Source organism: Klebsiella sp. JN_Kp126, from assembly GCF_033843325.1.
GTDB lineage: Bacteria > Pseudomonadota > Gammaproteobacteria > Enterobacterales > Enterobacteriaceae > Klebsiella > Klebsiella michiganensis.
The window spans coordinates 1-14,911 of record NZ_JAWXQV010000101.1 but is presented as its reverse complement, the minus strand read 5'-3'; the positions used below and the strand labels follow the sequence as shown (position 1 = coordinate 14,911).

16 protein-coding genes are annotated in these 14,911 nt (G+C 52.9%); 10 read left to right on the top strand and 6 right to left on the bottom strand.

From position 1 onward, the window contains the following. Positions 1 to 66: 66 nt before the first annotated feature. Positions 67 to 855: a deaminated glutathione amidase gene (locus SIK97_RS28575; RefSeq protein ID WP_057173503.1), complete on the bottom strand. Its 789-nt coding sequence runs from the start codon at positions 853 to 855 to the stop codon at positions 67 to 69. Between the two features lie 91 nt (positions 856 to 946). Between SIK97_RS28575 and crcB the strand changes: the two genes are divergently transcribed. Continuing rightward, positions 947 to 1,330, top strand: a complete 384-nt coding sequence (crcB, locus tag SIK97_RS28570) for a fluoride efflux transporter CrcB (RefSeq protein WP_025106403.1) — start codon at positions 947 to 949, stop codon at positions 1,328 to 1,330. Positions 1,331 to 1,394: 64 nt separating this feature from the next. On the opposite strand, the gene cspE is transcribed toward crcB, so the two are convergent. After that, positions 1,395 to 1,604: a transcription antiterminator/RNA stability regulator CspE gene (gene cspE / locus SIK97_RS28565; RefSeq protein WP_004100146.1), complete on the bottom strand. Its 210-nt coding sequence runs from the start codon at positions 1,602 to 1,604 to the stop codon at positions 1,395 to 1,397. 195 nt (positions 1,605 to 1,799) lie between these two features. Next, positions 1,800 to 2,369 (bottom strand): lipid IV(A) palmitoyltransferase PagP, encoded by a 570-nt coding sequence (gene pagP, locus SIK97_RS28560; protein ID WP_014228393.1) that lies wholly within the window; start codon positions 2,367 to 2,369, stop codon positions 1,800 to 1,802. A gap of 296 nt (positions 2,370 to 2,665) precedes the next feature. Between pagP and dcuC the strand changes: the two genes are divergently transcribed. The 4 genes from dcuC (at position 2,666) to uspG (ending at position 6,120) form a co-directional block, all read left to right on the top strand. Next, positions 2,666 to 4,039 (top strand): anaerobic C4-dicarboxylate transporter DcuC, encoded by a 1,374-nt coding sequence (gene dcuC / locus SIK97_RS28555; RefSeq protein WP_057173502.1) that lies wholly within the window; start codon positions 2,666 to 2,668, stop codon positions 4,037 to 4,039. 92 nt (positions 4,040 to 4,131) lie between these two features. After that, positions 4,132 to 4,926: a ribonuclease I gene (rna, locus tag SIK97_RS28550; protein ID WP_025106404.1), complete on the top strand. Its 795-nt coding sequence runs from the start codon at positions 4,132 to 4,134 to the stop codon at positions 4,924 to 4,926. Positions 4,927 to 5,081: 155 nt separating this feature from the next. Then, positions 5,082 to 5,492: a nucleoside diphosphate kinase regulator gene (rnk, locus tag SIK97_RS28545; protein WP_032748687.1), complete on the top strand. Its 411-nt coding sequence runs from the start codon at positions 5,082 to 5,084 to the stop codon at positions 5,490 to 5,492. A 199-nt stretch (positions 5,493 to 5,691) separates the two neighbouring features. Then, positions 5,692 to 6,120 carry a universal stress protein UspG gene (gene uspG / locus SIK97_RS28540; RefSeq protein WP_004100140.1) on the top strand — a complete coding sequence of 143 codons (429 nt, stop codon included), beginning with the start codon at positions 5,692 to 5,694 and terminating at the stop codon, positions 6,118 to 6,120. Between the two features lie 76 nt (positions 6,121 to 6,196). On the opposite strand, the gene ahpF is transcribed toward uspG, so the two are convergent. Beyond that, a complete protein-coding gene (ahpF, locus tag SIK97_RS28535; RefSeq protein WP_004848755.1) occupies positions 6,197 to 7,762 on the bottom strand; it encodes an alkyl hydroperoxide reductase subunit F in 1,566 nt (521 codons plus the stop codon). 169 nt (positions 7,763 to 7,931) lie between these two features. After that, complete coding sequence (gene ahpC / locus SIK97_RS28530; RefSeq protein WP_002894394.1) at positions 7,932 to 8,495, bottom strand: alkyl hydroperoxide reductase subunit C; 564 nt, start codon at positions 8,493 to 8,495, stop codon at positions 7,932 to 7,934. Positions 8,496 to 9,364: 869 nt separating this feature from the next. Between ahpC and citR the strand changes: the two genes are divergently transcribed. The 3 genes from citR to SIK97_RS28515 all read left to right on the top strand — a co-directional run bounded on the left by citR (position 9,365) and on the right by SIK97_RS28515 (position 12,218). Beyond that, on the top strand, positions 9,365 to 10,276 hold the full coding sequence (citR, locus tag SIK97_RS28525) for a DNA-binding transcriptional repressor CitR (protein WP_032748684.1): 912 nt from the start codon (positions 9,365 to 9,367) through the stop codon (positions 10,274 to 10,276). A 104-nt stretch (positions 10,277 to 10,380) separates the two neighbouring features. Continuing rightward, positions 10,381 to 11,604: a phosphoadenosine phosphosulfate reductase gene (locus tag SIK97_RS28520; RefSeq protein WP_049079612.1), complete on the top strand. Its 1,224-nt coding sequence runs from the start codon at positions 10,381 to 10,383 to the stop codon at positions 11,602 to 11,604. Continuing rightward, positions 11,589 to 12,218, top strand: a complete 630-nt coding sequence (locus SIK97_RS28515; RefSeq protein ID WP_032748682.1) for an IbrB-like domain-containing protein — start codon at positions 11,589 to 11,591, stop codon at positions 12,216 to 12,218. The genes SIK97_RS28520 and SIK97_RS28515 overlap by 16 nt, the downstream gene beginning before the upstream one ends. Here the strand turns inward: SIK97_RS28515 and SIK97_RS28510 are convergent, their stop codons facing one another. After that, on the bottom strand, positions 12,219 to 13,364 hold the full coding sequence (locus SIK97_RS28510) for a pyridoxal phosphate-dependent aminotransferase (RefSeq protein ID WP_162934460.1): 1,146 nt from the start codon (positions 13,362 to 13,364) through the stop codon (positions 12,219 to 12,221). A gap of 194 nt (positions 13,365 to 13,558) precedes the next feature. Between SIK97_RS28510 and mtnC the strand changes: the two genes are divergently transcribed. Both mtnC and SIK97_RS28500 read left to right on the top strand, forming a co-directional pair. After that, positions 13,559 to 14,248 carry an acireductone synthase gene (mtnC, locus tag SIK97_RS28505; protein WP_014837800.1) on the top strand — a complete coding sequence of 230 codons (690 nt, stop codon included), beginning with the start codon at positions 13,559 to 13,561 and terminating at the stop codon, positions 14,246 to 14,248. Next, positions 14,245 to 14,787 (top strand): 1,2-dihydroxy-3-keto-5-methylthiopentene dioxygenase, encoded by a 543-nt coding sequence (locus SIK97_RS28500; RefSeq protein ID WP_004848741.1) that lies wholly within the window; start codon positions 14,245 to 14,247, stop codon positions 14,785 to 14,787. The genes mtnC and SIK97_RS28500 overlap by 4 nt, the downstream gene beginning before the upstream one ends. The last annotated feature ends 124 nt before the right edge of the window (positions 14,788 to 14,911 follow it).

Below are 14,911 nucleotides of genomic sequence, written 5' to 3'. Positions count from 1 at the left end.
GCTATTTGACGCGCGGACACAATAGCAATCTGTAACAAGGTGAATCAAGCCTTGTTTAAAAAAACGTCATAATAATTGCGGTGGCGCAAAGCGGCGATTCTGCAACACCGGCAGACGCTCGCGTACCTGCTGAATATAATCAGCTGAAAGTTCGGCAAAAATCAACTGCGGCCGCTCTCCTGCCCCGGCAAGCGTTGTTCCTAAGGGATCGACAATACGACTCAGGCCGATATTACGCGTCCCGCACTCCCCGGCGGCGACAATATAACAGGTAGTATCCAGGGCCCGCGCCGCCAATAGCGTCGCCCAGTGGTGCTCCTTCAGCGGCCCTTTTACCCACGCGGCGGGCAACACGATGAGCTGCGCACCGCTGAGCGCTAACGACAGCGCCAGCTCAGGGAAACGTAAATCGTAGCAGGTCATCAGCCCGACGCGCATCCCATCCACCTCGATAAGCGGCGGAATCTGCCGCCCGGCATCGACCAGCCGGGACTCCTGAATATTGAAAGCATCATACAGATGCAGTTTCTGATATTGCGCAATAATCTTGCCCTGACGTAGCACCACCAGCGTATTCGCTGCCCGTCCTTCGCCGGAAGGTATATGCAAGGTCAGCACCGTCGTCAACGCGCTGTTTTCGCTCTCTGCCAGCAAGAGCCGTAGAAAGCCGCCATCAAGGCGCTGGGCGGATTTAACCGATAAGTCCGCATCGCTATCGTCTCGCGCCAGCAGCGCTTCCGGGAGAACCAGAAGCGCAGCCCCCCGCTCCGCAGCCTGACGCATCATGCTCACGCAGGTCTGCGCGTTTTCCGTCCAGTCCGGCGTTACGGCAAATTGTCCGGCAGCAACAAGCATCTTTTCTCTCCCGTCAGGTTAGTCATAGCCAGTGAGGTCTTTCGCGCGCTACACTCGAAGTTTAGTCTCGATCAATAAACAGGGAATGACCGTGTTGCAACTCCTTTTGGCTGTGTTTCTTGGCGGCGGCACCGGCAGCGTTTTGCGCTGGTGGCTGGGTATGAAGTTTAACCCTATGCATCATGCTATCCCCATTGGTACGCTCACCGCTAACCTGCTGGGCGCTTTTATTATCGGCGCAGGGCTGGCATGGTTTAACCGCCTGACGGATATCGATCCTATGTGGAAGCTGCTTATCACCACCGGCTTTTGCGGCGGGCTGACCACCTTCTCCACGTTTTCCGCCGAAGTGGTGTTTCTACTCCAGCAGGGGCGCTTTAGCTGGGCGTTACTCAACGTACTGGTCAACTTGTTAGGCTCATTTGCCATGACGGCCACCGCGTTCTGGCTGTTTTCACATGCGGCCAGCCGCTAGCCCCTGACCGCAGGCAAAAAAAAACCCGCCATGAGCGGGTTTTTATATTCTACTGACGCGTTGCTTAGATAGGCATTACGTTTGCAGCAGAAGGGCCTTTGGCACCGTTAGTGATTTCGAACTCTACGCGCTGACCTTCAGCCAGAGTTTTGAAACCGTTGGACTGGATTGCAGAGAAATGTACGAATACATCTTTGCTGCCATCTTCCGGAGTAATGAAACCGAATCCTTTGGACTCATTAAACCACTTAACGTTACCTTTAATCTTAGACATCAAAATTACCTTTATATGAAAAAATCGACACTAATACTGTGTCGGGTATCAGTACACCAATTGTGGTACCTTTTGTCCAGCGCAACTTTGCTAAAAAGTGATAAAAGTCTCTATCTTTTTGCACCGGGCTCACGTTAGTCATTGTTTTTCAACAAGACAGTCCGCTTATCTCTTTTATTGCTATAAAAAATCGCATCAAAACTGAATGCGCGCCCAGGCAAAGTAAACGTTTCCGTTGTTATAGGTGCCCGGGATATAGGTCATCTGGAACGTGGCCGGGCCGTAACCGATAGAAGCCAGAGGCAGCACGACCGGAATCGGGATGTAGTTCCAGTTATCGCGCGCCGTCACGCCAAGCGTATAGCCTAAACCCAGATGGAAATTATCGTCTGCTAAGGGACGCCAGGTTTTCTCCCAGCCATAGCCGCCGATAGGCTCCCACTTATTATAAGAGTCTTTAAAGGCCATCAAATAGATGCCATGCCAGTTCCCTTTATCATCCCAGCGCGAGACGCCGAAGCCGGCGCCCCAGGGACGTTCGTTGTAGCGGTCCGTTTTCTCTTTGTCATAGGCGAAACGGGCGTGCCAGGTCACCGCGGGGATATAAAGATCATAGTGCTCAGGCTCATTCCAGGTCTGCGCGACGTTATCGCTCAGCGTATTGTAGCCGTCGCGAAGCGTCGAACTAAACGAAGCATTAGCGGAGGTGGATGATAGCAGCAGGCCCAGGCATCCCAGAAACAACCCTATAAATCGACGTCGCATTACACTTTTCTCTTACCAGTATCATTTTTAAAGCGGAGTAAGATAACAAAGATAATCTTAATACTACCTTAACGGTATTAGGCAAACTCTTGATTTATCCGGTGCAAAAAATCTGAAAATCTCTCGCATCCTGGCTTTGACCAGGCGGGCATGGTATCGCCTGACAGGGATTCTCATCGATTTATTGATTTGCGTCAGCGAGTTTTGCCCGCTTTTTAGGCACATTCCCTCACTAAATTTTTTCTTCGCTTCATTTATTAGTAGATTCTTTGGGTAAATGGTTTAGGGGTAAAAGAATGCTTACGCTAGTAGAGATCCTGATTGGGATTGTGGTCATTGTGGGCGTCGCCCGCTATATCATTAAAGGCTATTCCGCCACCGGCGTGCTGTTCGTCGGTGGCTTAGTATTACTCATCACCAGCGCGCTGATGGGGCATAAGGTTTTACCAGGCGACGCAAAGAGCACCGGTTATTCTGCAACCGATATCGTTGAATATATTAAGATACTGCTGATGAGCCGCGGCGGCGACCTCGGCATGATGATCATGATGCTCTGCGGTTTCGCGACTTATATGACGCACATCGGCGCCAATGACATGGTGGTGAAGCTGGCGTCAAAACCGCTGCGCTTCATTAACTCCCCCTATCTACTGATGATCGCCGCTTATTTCGTTGCCTGCCTGATGTCGCTGGCCGTCTCCTCCGCTACCGGTCTGGGAGTACTGCTGATGGCGACACTGTTCCCGGTGATGGTCAATGTGGGCATAAGCCGCGGCGCTGCCGCCGCTATCTGCGCTTCTCCGGCGGCGATTATTCTCTCCCCCACTTCTGGGGATGTCGTGCTGGCCGCCAAAGCCGCCGAAATGCCGCTGATTGACTTTGCCTTTAAAACCACGCTGCCTATTTCTATTGTGGCCATTATCAGCATGGCGATCGCTCACTTTTTCTGGCAGCGCTACCTGGATAAAAAAGAAAACGTCGCCCATGAAATGCTCGATGTAAACGAGATAACCACGACCGCCCCCGCTTTCTACGCCATTCTGCCGTTTACGCCGATAATCGGCGTACTGATTTTCGACGGAAAATGGGGCCCGGAGCTGCACATCATCACCATTCTTGTGCTCTGCATGCTGCTGGCGGCGGTTCTGGAATTCTGCCGCGGCTTTAACACCAAAAATGTGTTCAATGGCCTGGAAGCGGCGTATCGCGGCATGGCTGACGCGTTTGCCGGTGTGGTGATGCTGCTGGTAGCCGCCGGCGTCTTTGCTCAGGGTCTGAGTACCATTGGCTTTATTAACGGTCTGATCTCTATCGCCACGTCGTTCGGTTCCGCCAGTATCATTCTGATGCTGGTGCTGGTCATTCTGACCATGCTGGCGGCGATGACCACCGGTTCCGGTAACGCCCCCTTCTATGCTTTCGTTGAGATGATCCCGAAGCTGGCGCACTCTTCCGGCATCAATCCGGCTTATCTCTCGATCCCGATGCTGCAGGCATCTAACCTTGGCCGAACCATTTCTCCGGTCTCCGGCGTGGTGGTCGCCGTGGCCGGGATGGCAAAAATTTCGCCGTTCGAAGTGGTGAAACGGACCTCTGTCCCGGTGCTGGTTGGTTTGTTAGTGGTGATTATCGCCACCGAAGTTCTGGTTCCCGGCAGCGCAATCCGCTAACGCTGAAACCGTGTGAAAAGGCGCCTGTTGGCGCCTTTTTTATGCTTTAATAACTCAATGTTATCAATGACCATTTGTCATCAGGAATAAAAATGTTCAGGAAGGATTTCGTTGCCATTGCCCTTTTGCTCAGCGCCGCCCAGGTCAGCGCAGATCCGCTGATCGCCACGCAATACGGTGATTTTGACCGCTACGTGCTGGCTCTCTCCTGGCAAACGGGGTTCTGCCAAAGTATGCAAGACCGAAACCGCAGCGAACCGGAAGAGTGCCGCCTGCAGCAGGAACTCAGCAATAAAGCCGATTTTCTCACCGTTCACGGCCTGTGGCCGAGCCTGCCAAAATCTATTGCCGCGCGCGGGGTGGACGAGCGGCGCTGGATGCGCTTTGGCTGTGCGACCCGCCCTGTTCCCAATATGCCGGAAGCAAAAGCCGGGCAAAAATGTCGGGCGGCTGAAACCGGACTCTCGCTGGAAATGGCCAATAAGCTTAACGGCGTGATGCCGGGTTCGGGCGGTAACTCATGTCTCGAACGTTATGAATATGCCAAGCATGGCGTTTGCTTTGGTTTCGATCCTGACAACTATTTCGGCACCATGGTGCGCCTGAACGGCGAGATCAAACAGAGCCATCTGGGCGCCTTCCTGGCCAGGCACTATGGGCAAACCGTTAGCCGGGATGACTTCAACGCCGCGGTTGCTGAAGCCTATGGAAAACAGAACGTCAGGGCTTTCAAGTTAACCTGCAACGGCAACCCCGCCTATCTGACTGAGATGCAAATCTCCATCAAAGCCGCGGCCATTAATGCCCCTCTCTCCGCTGATTCATTCTTACCCCAACCCCATCCGGGGAACTGCGGTAAGCAATTTCTGCTGGATAAAGCCGGCTAGATTTCATACAACTTCGCTATGGTTCGTTGATGAATGTGCGTTTAATCACTTCAAACCACCAGCAAGTCTCAGTATGATGAGAGGACATTAACCCTTGCCATTTTCGGTGAGGGTTTTCTTTTACGGACAGGTTCCTGGATAACATGGAGTATGAGATGACCAGACCCGCAATTATCATTAATGAACTGGATGCAGAACGCATCGACAGGCTGCTGGAACAACCGGCTTTCGCCAACTCACCGGTAGCGGACGCGCTGAATGACGAGCTCGACCGCGCGCAGATGCTGGCCCCGGAAGCCATGCCGCATGATGTTGTCAGCATGAATAGCCAGGTCAGATTTCGCGATTTAACCACCGGTGAAGAGCGCATCCGCACGCTGGTTTTCCCGGCGCAGGTCACGGATAGCGCCACCCAGCTTTCGGTGATGGCGCCGGTTGGCGCAGCCCTGCTGGGCCTCAAAGTCGGCAGCACCATTCACTGGGAATTACCGGGCGGCACCTCAACGCACCTTGAAGTGCTGGAATTGCTGTATCAGCCGGAGGCCGCTGGCGATTTCCACCGTTAATCTCCCCGCTGCCTGAAGCGTTTCGCGCTTTATCCAGAGGATGTGACTGCATCCTCTTTCTGCATCTTTCGCTCTTCTCCTCTCTTTTGACAAACTTTTACGCCGCCCTCGTACCGTTCTGACAATTTTGCGACCTGAATGGCACAATACTTTCCTATAATGTGTTGATATAAAAGCAGACGAACAAGGAGGAATGCATATGTATAAAACCATCATTATGCCCGTTGATGTCTTTGAAATGGAGTTAAGCGATAAAGCCGTTCGCCATGCGGAGTTTTTAGCCCAGCAGGACGGGGTTATCCATCTTCTCCACGTACTGCCCGGTTCATCAAGCTTCACGATGAGTCGTTTTACCGCCGATCTGCGCCGCTTTGAAGAGCATTTGCAGCATGAAGCAGAAACGCGCCTGAAAACGATGGCCGGCCATTTCAGCATTGACCCGTCGCGAATCAAAATGCACGTCCGCTTTGGCAACGTGCGCGATATGGTCAATGAACTGGCCAATGAAATTAAAGCCGATGTGGTGGTGATAGGCTCCCGCAACCCTTCAATCAGCACCCATCTGCTGGGTTCCAACGCCTCAAGCGTGATTCGCCATGCGCATATTCCGGTGATGGTGGTCAGGTAGCGGCAGTAAGGTAAAAAAAGAGGCTACCCCAGGGTAGCCTCTTTGCTGTGCAGGTTTGGTCTTACTTTATTATGAATTATGCAGTCTTAGTGCGAATCAGGTAATCGAATGAGCTCAAGGACGCCTTCGCACCTTCGCCGGTGGCGATAATAATCTGTTTGTACGGAACGGTCGTGCAGTCGCCGGCAGCGAAAACGCCCTTCACGTTGGTTTCACATTTCGCATCAATGATGATTTCACCCATGCGGTTGCGCTCAATCGCGCCTTCCAGCCAGTTGGTATTCGGCAGCAGACCGATCTGCACGAAGATCCCCGACAGCGCCACGTGATGCTCATCGCCGCTCACGCGGTCGCGGTACTGCAGGCCAGTGACTTTGCTACCGTCGCCCACCACTTCCGTGGTCTGCGCGTTGAGAATGATATCGACGTTTTTCAGGCTGCGGACTTTATCCTGCAGAACCTGGTCGGCCTTCATTTCCGGCGCGAACTCCAGCAGAGTAACATGTTCAACAACGCCAGCCAGATCGATTGCCGCTTCCACACCGGAGTTACCGCCGCCGATAACCGCCACGCGCTTACCTTTAAACAGCGGGCCGTCGCAGTGCGGGCAGTAGGTCACGCCCTTGGTACGATACTGATCCTCACCCGGCACGTTCATGTTACGCCATTTCGCGCCAGTGGCAATGATAACGCTACGCGCTTTCAGCACCGCGCCGGAGGCGGTCTCAACCTGATGCAGGCCGCCTTCAACCGTCGCCGGGATCAGTCTGGAGGCGCTCTGAGAATCGATCACATCAACATCGTATTCGCTGACGTGCGCTTTTAATGCGCCAGCCAGTTTCTGGCCTTCCGTTTTGGGTACGGAAATATAGTTTTCAATATCAACGGTATCCAGCACCTGGCCGCCAAAGCGTTCACCCATCAGGCCGGTACGAATGCCTTTACGCGCGGAGTAAACGGCTGCCGCTGCGCCGGACGGGCCGGAGCCGACGATTAACACATCATAGGCTTCACGTTTATTCAGCTCTTCCGCCGCGCGTTTTTCCGCGCCGGTATCCACTTTGGCAACGATTTCCGTCAGCGTCATGCGACCCTGACCAAATTCCTTACCGTTCATAAATACCGCCGGTACGCCCATCACGTTGCGTTCCGTGATTTCATTCTGATACGTTCCGCCGTCAATCGCCGTGTGCTTGATGCGCGGGTTCAGTACCGCCATCAGGTTCAGCGCCTGAACCACATCCGGGCAGTTATGGCATGAAAGCGAATAGTAGGTTTCGAACTCAAAATCACCGTCGATATTGCGGATCTGCTCCAGCAGGGTCTGCGCTTCTTTTGACGGATGACCGCCGGTCCACAGCAGAGCCAGAACTAAAGAGGTGAATTCATGTCCCAGCGGAGAGCCGGCAAAGCGCGGCCCCTGGCTGGAGCCGGGATTGGTAATCAGGAATGACGGCTTACGCACCGCCAGGCCGTTATCTTCTTTGAAGGTAACTTTATCTGACAGTTCAGCAATTTCAGCCAGCAGTTCCCTGATTTCTGCCGATTTAGCGCCGTCATCCAGCGTGGCAATCAGCTCAACAGGTTTGGTCAGCTTCTCAAGATAAGCCTTGAGCTGGGTTTTCATGTTGGTGTCGAGCATTTTTATCTCCTGGGCTTAAAACATCATCATGCAAGCGACCTCGTCCGGGCAGCCTGAATACGCTTGCATCATGGTGTTGGAATGAAATGGGCGCCGGTGCGCCCATGACTGAAATAATTTCCCAAGTATTTCACGCCATAGCTGCGTTGGCGTGAAAGACGATGGAAATTTAGATTTTGCCGACCAGGTCCAGAGATGGAGCCAGAGTCGCTTCACCTTCTTTCCATTTAGCCGGGCAAACTTCGCCTGGGTGAGAAGCTACGTACTGAGCTGCTTTGATTTTACGCAGCAGGTCAGACGCGTCGCGGCCGATACCTTCAGCGGTAACTTCGATAGCCTGGATGATACCCTGCGGGTCAACAACGAAGGTGGCACGATCTGCCAGGCCTTCATCTTCACGCATGTTGTCGAAGTTACGGGTCAGGGCGCCAGTCGGGTCGCCGATCATCGCGTATTTGATTTTCGCGATGGTTTCAGAGCTGCTGTGCCACGCTTTGTGGGTGAAGTGAGTGTCGGTAGAGACGGAGTAAACGTCTACGCCCAGCTTCTGCAGTTCTTCGTAGTGGTCTGCCACATCGCCCAGTTCGGTCGGGCAAACGAAGGTGAAGTCAGCCGGGTAGAAGAAGAAGACGCTCCAGCGGCCTTCAGTATCTTTCTCGGTAACTTCGATGAATTCACCGTTTTTGAACGCCTGGTTTTTGAAAGGTTTGATTTTGGTATTAATTAAGGACATCTATACTTCCTCCGTGTTTTCGTTGAGGTCTAAGTTAACGAATTTTTCCTGACTCGACCAATGCGTTTGCATTATCGAATCAATAAGCGTTATCTAACAACCGGAACAAGACAACTTTGTGAACCTGTCAACGCGATGGCAATCTTCTACCGCGTTTCGCATTATATGCGCTGAAAAGTAAAAAGGCCGCCCTCGCAGGCGGCCCCGTTACCTGAAACACCCGCAGGTAGGTTCAGCGCCAGTAGCTGGCAGTGTGTTGCGCTCTACACCTTAATGTAACAGCTATGGGATTACATCACCCGCTGAACGAAAGGGCAATCCGCGCGGCGGCAGGTCTTACCTATGGCTGTAATAGGTTTTACCGCTCCCCATACCTATTCCGGTGATTTCCCCGGGCATCACCATGTCGAAACGCCCGTTCTTTCTGACATGTTTCCCGCGTTAGCGCGATGCAGACCGTCCCCGCTGCCGCTCTTCCAATTACCATACTTGCCCGCAGGACCAGCGAAAGCCGGAGAATAAAAATATTTAATTACCGCCCGCAGTTGATGAACATCCTCAGTGCCACTCGCGGATCAGTAATTTATAATATGAATAACCCAATAGACTTCAACAAGCGTTCGGGCTTCCCGTTAAAGAAAAACTACAGATGATAAGCGGGGCAAGGTAAGTATTTATATATGACCGTCTCCCCTGCCTTCAGCGGTACACAAAAGGATCTGGTAGAATGCGCAACGCTGGTATATATTTAGATAAACTTAATAACGGCGCCTGCATTAAATAATAAGAAACAAATATTCATACAATGAATATAATACAAATATATATTCACCAGTTTCCCTTACCGCCAGCTTAACAGGACGTTGATAATGGCTAATCTTTACGATCTCAAGAAATTTGATCTGAACCTACTCGTTATTTTCGAATGCATTTACCAGCATTTGAGCATCAGTAAAGCGGCGGAAACGCTATTCATTACGCCTTCTGCCGTCAGTCAGTCGCTACAGCGGTTACGCACCCAGCTGAATGACCCGCTATTCGTTCGTTCAGGTAAAGGAATTACGCCTACCACCGTAGGGGTTAATCTCCACCATCATCTTGAAAAAAATCTTAATCAATTAGAACAAACTATTTATCTCACCAATCGTTCTGAATTAAAGAAACGTCTGGTTGTTTATGCGCCGCAGCTTTTTATTACCCCTAAAACAACCAGCCTGATCCATATGTTATTAGATGATTCAAACCTTCACGTTGAACATCATGACCTGCTGGCGTCAGGAGAGTCGGTAGAAAGCCTGCTGGCCTACCGTAAAGCCGACCTGATATTCAGCACCACCCCCCTGTCATCGCGAGCCACGGTGTGTAAACGTATCCAGGAGCTGGACATTTCACTGGTTTGTAGCGAAAATCATCCACGGCTGGCATTGCTAACAACGACGAAAGCCATACTGCAGGAGCGCTTTACTTATTATATTTGTAACGATCAGGGAACGAAGTCTTTTCAAAGCCAGGCTGCCGGCATACTTTCTGATAGAAAAATTTCTTTCAGTAGCGACTCATACACCGCTATCCTTAATGTTATTCAGCAAACTGATATTATTGGTTTTGTGCCTACCTGTATTTTAGAGCACATCAGTTTCTATAATAAATTTAAAATTATAGAGGCGCCATTTAAGATCCCCTCCATCGCTATTTATATGATTTACAATCGGGTAAACCTTGACGACCCGAACTTTGCAAACTTTATCGACGAGTGCGAAAAGAATAATATTATTGAATAATTTAAGCCATTTGATTTAATTGATGAATGATAACTAATCGCTTGATTAAGAAATAAATATGATATAAGTACACAGTATCTTTAAGAATTAAAGGAATAATGGCTGTGTCTTTTATAAAACTTCCATTACCCGAGTCCGTTCTGCAGGCCAGTCAGCAGCGAATAGAATGGGTAATGGAAAACTTCTCCCGTATTTGCGTCTCTTTTTCTGGCGGTAAAGATTCTACAACCATGCTGCATCTCACGGCGCAGCAGGCCCGCCGTACAGGCAAAAAGATTTGCGTCCTGTTTGTCGACTGGGAAGCGCAGTTCTCCTGCACCATTGCGCATTGTGAAAAGATGCGCGCAGAGTATCGCGACGTTATTGAGCAATTTTTCTGGGTCGCGTTGCCTCTCACCACGCAGAACTCTCTGACCCAATATCATCCCGAATGGCAGTGCTGGGAACCCGGCGCGCGCTGGGTGCGCCAACCGCCAAAGGACGCGATTACCGATCCCGGCTTTTTCCCGTTTTATCAATCGGGCATGAGTTTTGAAACGTTTGTTCGCGAATTTGCCGATTGGTTTTCGCGAAATCGTCCCGCGGCGATAATGATCGGCATCCGCGCCGATGAATCGTTAAATCGGTTTATCACCATCTCCTCGCAGCGCAAGCTTCGCTTCGCCGACGATAAACCCTGGACCACCTCCGCGCCGGGCGGACACGCGTGGTACATCTACCCTATCTACGACTGGAAAACCGCCGATATCTGGACCTGGTTCGGTAAAAGCGGCCTTTCCTACAACCCGCTCTATAACCTGATGTATCAGGCGGGCGTTCCGCTGCGCTATATGCGTATCTGCGAACCCTTTGGCCCGGAGCAGCGCCAGGGGCTGTGGCTCTACCATGTGCTGGAGCCTGAACGCTGGGCCGCCATGTGCCAGCGCGTCAGCGGCGTCCACTGCGGCGGGGTCTACGCCGGTCACGATAATCAGTTCTACGGCCATCGTAAGCTGGATAAACCCGCGCATCATACCTGGAAAAGCTTCGCCCTGTTTTTACTCGACAGCATGCCGGAGAAAACGGCGGAACATTACCGCAATAAAATCGCCGTCTATCTTCACTGGTACCAAAAAAAGGGAATGATAGATATTCCGGACACGCAACCGGCGGATATTGGCTCGAAAGACGTCCCGTCCTGGCGGCGCATCTGTAAGGTTCTGTTGAACAATGATTACTGGTGCCGCCAGCTCTCTTTCAGCCCGACCAAAGCAACGCAATATAAACGCTATCGCGAACGGATGAATAAGAAGCGCCAGCAATGGGGAATACTATGCAACGACAATTAATCCAGGATCTCGAACGCTATCTACAATCGCTGGAAGATGAAGAGGAAAAGATTACTGCGCTTAACGCCTTTCGCCAGATTCTGCATGAATATAGCCCCTTCAAATCACAACCGGTTGACTGCGTATTGTGGGTAAAACAGGACGCCGTTTTGCCTAATGATTACAACCCAAATAACCTTGCTCCACCGGAAAAACGCCTGCTGTTCACCTCGCTGGAAACGGACGGCTTCACGCAGCCCATTGTGGTAGTGAAACAGGATCAGGAGCGCTATTCCATTATCGACGGTTTTCACCGTCATGAGCTGGCGAGCGGCAGAGCGGCGCTGAAAAAACGGTTGAAAGGCTACCTTCCCGTCACCTGCCTGGAAAAGAGCAGCCCCGGGCGTGATTCTCTGATGGCCGCCACCATCCGCCACAACCGGGCGCGCGGACGTCATCAGATTCATGCGATGTCGGAAATCGTCCAGGAGCTGGCGCATCTCGGCTGGTGTGACGAGAAAATCGGCAAAGAGTTAGGGATGGACTCAGACGAAGTATTGCGCCTGAAGCAAATCAACGGCCTGGTGGAGATGTTCAGCGACCGTCAATTTTCTCAGGCGTGGACCGTTAAATAACTACAGACGACACAGTCGTTCCGCCGCAGCCAGCAGCGTGGCTGGCTGTTTGGCGAAGCACAGGCGTATCAGCTTATGCGGGAACGGATCGGCGCAGAACACCGACAGCGGAATCGCCGCGACGCCGATCTCGGTGGTGAGCCAGCGGCAGAAGTTGACATCATCCAGATCGGAGACCGCGCTGTAGTCCGCCAGCAGGAAGTAGGTCCCTTCGCAGGGCAAAATTTCCAGACGGCTGGCGCGCAGCGCATCAATAAACAGGTCCCGCCGCTCGCGGTAAAACGTCGGCAGCTGGCGATAATGCTCCGGCTCGCTGCGCAGCATATCGGCGATCGCCAGCTGAGCGGGGGTGTTGACGGCGAAGGTCAGATACTGATGCACTTTACGCAGCTCGGCGCTGATAGCGGCAGGCGCCACGCAGTAGCCCACCTTCCAGCCGGTCATATGAAACGTTTTACCGAATGAAGAGACCGCCACCGCCCGCTCGCGCAGCTGCGGATGCGCCAGCACGCTGGCATGCCCTTCGGCGGCAAAGCAGATATGTTCGTAAACCTCATCGCTCAGCACATAGATTTCACGATCGGCAATCGCCTGCCACAGCGCGGCAAAATCTTCCCGCTGCCATACCGTCGCTGACGGGTTGTGCGGCGTATTGAGGATAACCAGCCGGGTTTTGTCGCTGAGGCTCGCGGCGAACTGCTGCCAGTCAACGCGAAAATGCGGCGGCTGGAGAGCAATGCGCTTCAGCACGCCGCCCGACAGCTCAATCGCCGGGGCGTAGCTATCATAGCTAGGGTCAAAGCAAATGACTTCGTCGCCGGAACGTACCAGCGCGGTAATCGCCGCATACAGCGCTTCCGTCGCGCCGGCGGTAACGGTCACGTCGCTGTTGGCATCGGGACGGTAGCCGTACAGCTCTTCCGTTTTATCGACGATGGCGTCGCGTAGCGCGGCCACGCCGGTCATCGGCGCGTACTGATTCGCCCCCTGCGCCACGTGATGCGCCAGACGCTCCTGCAGATAGCGCGGACCATCGAAATCCGGGAACCCCTGCGACAGGTTAATCGCCTGATGCTGCTGGGCCAGAGCGCTCATTTGGGTAAAGATCGTGGTGCCCAGTGAAGGAAGTTTACTCTCAGGAATCAGTGGCTTATTGCTCATTCTTTTTGTACCGTCTGTGATGCTGTTGTTGAAGCCACTATAACACGATGTTAATATTTGGCAATCAAGACGCTTAGACGTCTAAATGATAATGTTATTTCGCTTATGCTTATGAGTGGAAAACAGCGAGCAGCACAACGCCACCGTCAGCACGACCTACCGCTCACTCTGGAGAACTCATGATCCGCGCTATCGTGACCGATATTGAAGGCACCACCAGCGACATTCGCTTCGTCCACAACGTCCTGTTCCCGTACGCTCGCGAACGCCTGGCCGGCTTCGTGACCGCCCAGCAGTTTGTCGATCCGGTAAAGACCATTCTCGATAACCTGCGCGAAGAGATCGCCCAACCGGCGGCCAGCGTCGAGCAGCTTATTGCTACCCTGTTCGCCTTTATGGATGAAGACCGCAAATCCACCGCCCTCAAGGCGCTCCAGGGGATTATCTGGCGCGAAGGCTACGTCAATGGCGACTTCACCGGCCACCTGTATCCTGACGTCCTGCCGTCGCTGGAAAAATGGAAGTCACAGGGTATTGATTTATATGTATATTCCTCAGGCTCTGTCGCCGCGCAGAAATTGTTATTTGGCTACAGCGACGAAGGTGATATTACTCATCTGTTTAACGGCTATTTCGATACCCTGGTAGGCGCCAAGCGCGAAGCGCAGTCCTACCGCAATATTGCTGAGCAGCTGGGACAGCCTCCTGCCGCCATCCTGTTCCTGTCCGATATCCATCAGGAGCTGGATGCCGCCGAAGAGGCCGGCTTCCGCACCCTACAGCTGGTGCGCGGCGACCGTGACCCGGCCAGCCACCATCCGCAGGTTCAGCGTTTTGACGATATTCATCCGGAGCAGATCCCAGCATGAGCGCATTAACCATTTTTTCCGTGAAAGACCCGCAAAACTCTCTCTGGCACAGCACGAACGCCGAAGAGATCCAGCAGCAGCTCAACGCCAAAGGCGTCCGCTTCGAGCGCTGGCAGGCCGACCGCGATTTAGGCGCGGCGCCAGCCTCAGAAACGGTTATTGCCGCCTATCAGCATGCGATTGATAAGCTGGTGGCTGAGAAGGGTTACCAGAGCTGGGACGTGATCAGCCTGCGTGCGGATAATCCGCAGAAAGAGGCGCTGCGGGAAAAATTCCTCAACGAGCATACCCACGGGGAAGACGAAGTGCGCTTCTTCGTCGAGGGGGCCGGCCTGTTTTGCCTGCATATTGGCGACGAGGTATTCCAGGTGCTCTGTGAAAAGAACGACCTGATTTCCGTTCCGGCGCACACGCCGCACTGGTTTGATATGGGCTCGGAGCCCAACTTCACCGCCATCCGCATCTTCGACAACCCGGAAGGCTGGATTGCCCAGTTTACCGGCGACGATATCGCCAGCGCCTACCCGCGGCTGGCGTAACGCCGCGATTCAACGGGTGAACAGGCTTATCATCACTCTCAAGGCGCTTTCCCGGAGGCGGCGCGTAACGCGCCTGTCCGGGCTTGTATGATTACTCCGTCAGAAAGAACCGGCCAGTTCTCTC

Bases quoted from the DNA above. Each gene is read 5' to 3' on its own strand.
- SIK97_RS28575 (WP_057173503.1), bottom strand. From the start codon at position 855: ATGCTTGTTGCTGCCGGACAATTTGCCGTAACGCCGGACTGGACGGAA.
- rnk (WP_032748687.1), top strand. From the start codon at position 5,082: ATGACCAGACCCGCAATTATCATTAATGAACTGGATGCAGAACGCATC.
- SIK97_RS28500 (WP_004848741.1), top strand. From the start codon at position 14,245: ATGAGCGCATTAACCATTTTTTCCGTGAAAGACCCGCAAAACTCTCTC.
- pagP (WP_014228393.1), bottom strand. From the start codon at position 2,369: ATGCGACGTCGATTTATAGGGTTGTTTCTGGGATGCCTGGGCCTGCTG.
- cspE (WP_004100146.1), bottom strand. From the start codon at position 1,604: ATGTCTAAGATTAAAGGTAACGTTAAGTGGTTTAATGAGTCCAAAGGA.
- rna (WP_025106404.1), top strand. From the start codon at position 4,132: ATGTTCAGGAAGGATTTCGTTGCCATTGCCCTTTTGCTCAGCGCCGCC.
- uspG (WP_004100140.1), top strand. From the start codon at position 5,692: ATGTATAAAACCATCATTATGCCCGTTGATGTCTTTGAAATGGAGTTA.
- ahpC (WP_002894394.1), bottom strand. From the start codon at position 8,495: ATGTCCTTAATTAATACCAAAATCAAACCTTTCAAAAACCAGGCGTTC.
- SIK97_RS28515 (WP_032748682.1), top strand. From the start codon at position 11,589: ATGCAACGACAATTAATCCAGGATCTCGAACGCTATCTACAATCGCTG.
- citR (WP_032748684.1), top strand. From the start codon at position 9,365: ATGGCTAATCTTTACGATCTCAAGAAATTTGATCTGAACCTACTCGTT.
- dcuC (WP_057173502.1), top strand. From the start codon at position 2,666: ATGCTTACGCTAGTAGAGATCCTGATTGGGATTGTGGTCATTGTGGGC.
- ahpF (WP_004848755.1), bottom strand. From the start codon at position 7,762: ATGCTCGACACCAACATGAAAACCCAGCTCAAGGCTTATCTTGAGAAG.
- mtnC (WP_014837800.1), top strand. From the start codon at position 13,559: ATGATCCGCGCTATCGTGACCGATATTGAAGGCACCACCAGCGACATT.